Origin of the sequence: Nocardiopsis protaetiae (assembly GCF_045446735.1) — a bacterium.
GTDB lineage: Bacteria > Actinomycetota > Actinomycetes > Streptosporangiales > Streptosporangiaceae > Nocardiopsis > Nocardiopsis protaetiae.
In genome coordinates this window covers 1-3,493 of record NZ_JBJJBV010000441.1, presented here as the reverse complement: position 1 = coordinate 3,493, position 3,493 = coordinate 1, and the positions used below count along the sequence as shown (strand labels likewise).

Genomic DNA, 3,493 nt, shown 5'->3' with positions numbered 1-3,493 from the left:
CGTTCCTACCCCGTGATCCCGTACCAGCGGCGGGCGGTGCCCCCCTCCACCCGGGCGCGCTCGGCGGCCGAGGCCCCGGTGGCGGCGACGGCCGCGCGCAGCGACCGCCAGGCGGTGGCGTGGTCGGCGGCGAGCCGGACGACCGGCCAGTTCCCGGCCAGCATCGCCCGCTCCGGGCCGAAGGCCTCCAGGGCCCGCCCGACGTAGGGGACCAGGTGCTCGTGCACCCACTCCCATCCGGTCAGCACGTCTCCCCCGACCGAGACCTTGACCGCGACCGAGGGCCGCGCGGACAGCCGGGCGATCCACTCCCCCCACGTTCCGGGGTCGGGGCGGCCCAGCGGCGGCGTGGCCAGGTGGTCCACGACGATCCGCAAGTCCGGGTGGGCGGCGGCCACCTCCTCCACCAGCCGGACGTGGGACTCACGAGTCACCACGATCTCCCACACCAGCCCGGCCGCCCGCGCGACCGCCATCGCCCGCAGCAGAGCGCCGTCGGCCCGGACGTCCGGCGGCACGGCCGCCCGGAAGCCCCGGACCAGCGGGGTCAGCGCGCGCACCCGCGCCAGCTCCCGCCCCGCGGCGTCGGCGTCGTCCAGGGGCAGCCAGGCCACGACCGCGCCGACCGGCGCGAACCCCGCCGCGTACGCGGCGAGCCGGTCGTTCTCCCCGGGACCGGCCGCGCACTGGACCAGGACCGTGCGCCCGATGCCGCTCCCGACCAGCTCACGCTCCAGGTCGGCGGGGGTGAACTCACGGTCGAGCACGGCCGTCCGCGGGTCGGCCGGGCGCACGCCCGCGGGCCAGAAGTGGTGGTGGGCGTCGACCGCCCCAGGCGGCGTGGAAGAGGTCTGCACGGGGGTACTCCTCGCTCTGGACATCCGGACCCCCAAATTGTAGACAATAGATCGCTAGTAGATAGTCGACCTTTTGGGTGCAAAGGTTGGCCTTGACGCCAAGCCAGAAATATGCAAAGAGCCGTCGGCGGACCCCTGTGGGGCCCTCCGGCGGCTCTTCACCGCCCGGCCGGTCAGTCGAGCGAGATGACCAGCGGCTCCTCGAACGAGAGCATGTCCTCGACCTCGAGGGACGCCGGCTCGGTGCCCTCTGGGACGTCGAAGACCACGTCGCCGGAGGCCTCGTTGCCGGGATTGATCTGTTCGAGGAAGAGCGAGTCCTCGCTCATCATCGACCCCGCCGAGTGGGAGTTGCCCTCGCCGTCGATGAGGGTCACCCCGGACTCGTCGAAGGTCGTCGCCTCGGTCCCGGTGTTGGACACCGTCATGTCGACGATCACGAACTCGCCCTGGGCCTCCTCCTGCATGAACTCCTCGTCACCGTAGGTGGCCGCGGTCTCGGTGCCGTTGACCGTGACCTCCCACTGGCCGATGGTCCCCGGCTCCCCGACCCCGACCGAGTCCGCGGAGTCCTCGTCGCCTCCCGCGTCATCTCCGCTGTCCTCACCGGAGTCCCCGCCCCCGCTCTCCGTGCCGACCTCGTCGCCGACCGTCTCCGTGGGCGACCCGCCGCAGGCCGCCGTCGCGAGGACCAGGACGCACGCCGCGCCCCCCCATGAACACCCTCCGGAACGCCGTGTCATGCGGTTCGCGAGCACACATGGCCTACCCACCCTTTCGTGGTCGTGGAAACGCCGGTCGCCTCAGTCGACCCGGATCGTGACCGGGTCCTCGAATGAGAAGGTGTCCTGGACCTCGACGGCCGTGATCTCGGTTCCCTCGGGCACGTCGAAAACAGCGGTCCCGGACGTCTGGTTCCCGGGGTTGATCTGCTCCAGGAACAGGGAGTCGTCGCTCACCGACGCCGACGACGAATGCGTGTTCCCGTCGGCGTCGATGAGGGACAGCGCACCGCTGTCGAAGGTCGTCGATTCGGTACCGATGTTCTCGACGGTCAGCGCCACGACCTTGAACTCGCCTTGGGGGCTCGTTTCGTCATAGTTCGTCTCTGTTTCAACAGATTCGACCGTGACCCGCCACTGCCCCAGATCGACGGGCTCCCCCAGACCGACAGAGGCCTCCTGGGCGGTCCCGGACTCGCCGGAGCCGTCCTCCGAGGTGCCCGTGAACGCGGAGAAGAACGCCCCCGTACACGCGACCGCCAAGACGATGACCAGCAGGGCCGCAATCCCACAGCCGAGCAGCACCCAGGGCCATTTCTTCTTCCGCGGAGGAGGCTGCCCCTGCTGCCAGGGCTGCTGCGGTCCGCCCGGTGGTTGCTGGTACATGATGCGCTCCTTCGAAAAAGGAGGGATCGATCGGCCATCGATTCCTCGGCCCTTAATACAAGGATCACCCGCCCGCAGCCGAAAAAATGGGTCGATCACTCAAAAAATCACCGAAGAACATTCCAGAGCCGAGAAAATTCCTGTGAATATCTCATCCACAGGAGCAACCGGAACACATCCGGGCTTCCCAAGCCACGAAAAATCGATCCTGTTCTCCCGAGAATGCCCGGATCGGCTCCGGCGCAGCCGGAGCGGTTCTGCACGCGAAAAAGCTCAACGGCCTTCGTGTGCCCTGAGGCGGCCGCCTGTCAATCCAGGAGGATTTCCAGCGGCGCACCGGACCCGTAAACCTCCAGGGAGGTGGGCTCCGATCCCTCCGGAAGATCGAAAGCGACCGTGCCCGTCACCCGGTTCCCGGGGTTGACCTGTTCGTAGGACAGGGATTCGTCGACGAGCGAGGAAGTGGCCTCGTGCCTGTCTCCGTCCGTGTCGACCAGGGCCAGATCGTCCTCGGAGAAGCGATCGCCCTCCTGGCCGACGTTCTCGACGGTCAAGCCGACGAGATGGAACTCGCCCTGGGCCTCCTCCAGGGAGAATCCGTCGCCGTACGTGGGAGAGGTCTCCACCGAATCGACGGTGATCCGCCAGTTGCCGATGGTGCCGGGCTCACCGATCCCCACGGCCTGGCTCTCACCTTCGGCGCTGGTGCCACCGTCGCCGTCATCCGGGGCATCGGGGTCCTCCGAGACGCCCTCGGAGGTCCCGGGCCCGCCGGAGCCCGCCCCTGAAGGGCTCAGGACGCTGCCGAAGAACGAGGCCGTGCACGCGACCATCAGGATGAGAACCAGCAGAGCGGCGATCCCGCAGCCCAGAAGCACCCAGGGCCAGTTCCTCTGGGGCTGCGGGGGTTGCCCCCAGGGCTGCTGTGGCCCGCTCGGCGGCCGCTCGTACATGGACGCGCTCCTCACGAAAAGGCGGGGAACCGGTGCTCCGCTGACCACTCGGCCCTTGTTCAAGGATCGCCCATGAGAAACGGAAAAACCGGGGAACCCGTTCAAAGATTCACTGAAGAAAGCCCAGAGACCAGAAAATTCCTATGAATACTGATCTTTGATTATGCGGTTGACGGAAACGGTGAGGGTTCCAAGCCGACCGACTCGATGAACCCCCGCAGCAGATCGGTGCGCTTGCGCACCAGACGCAGATGCGCGTTGATCACCCGCTCCAAATCCTCCAGACTCCGGAACA

4 protein-coding genes are annotated in these 3,493 nt (G+C 67.9%); all 4 read right to left on the bottom strand.

What is annotated here, in order from left to right:
* Window positions 1–5: 5 nt before the first annotated feature.
* Entirely contained in the window at window positions 6–857 is an 852-nt protein-coding gene (locus ACJOT3_RS33535; RefSeq protein WP_406977151.1) for an amidohydrolase family protein, read from the bottom strand.
* A 173-nt stretch (window positions 858–1,030) separates the two neighbouring features.
* Entirely contained in the window at window positions 1,031–1,600 is a 570-nt protein-coding gene (locus tag ACJOT3_RS33530) for a DUF4352 domain-containing protein (protein ID WP_406977150.1), read from the bottom strand.
* A 60-nt stretch (window positions 1,601–1,660) separates the two neighbouring features.
* Entirely contained in the window at window positions 1,661–2,245 is a 585-nt protein-coding gene (locus tag ACJOT3_RS33525; protein WP_406977149.1) for a DUF4352 domain-containing protein, read from the bottom strand.
* Between the two features lie 308 nt (window positions 2,246–2,553).
* A complete protein-coding gene (locus ACJOT3_RS33520; RefSeq protein ID WP_406977148.1) occupies window positions 2,554–3,198 on the bottom strand; it encodes a DUF4352 domain-containing protein in 645 nt (214 codons plus the stop codon).
* Window positions 3,199–3,493 lie beyond the last annotated feature (295 nt).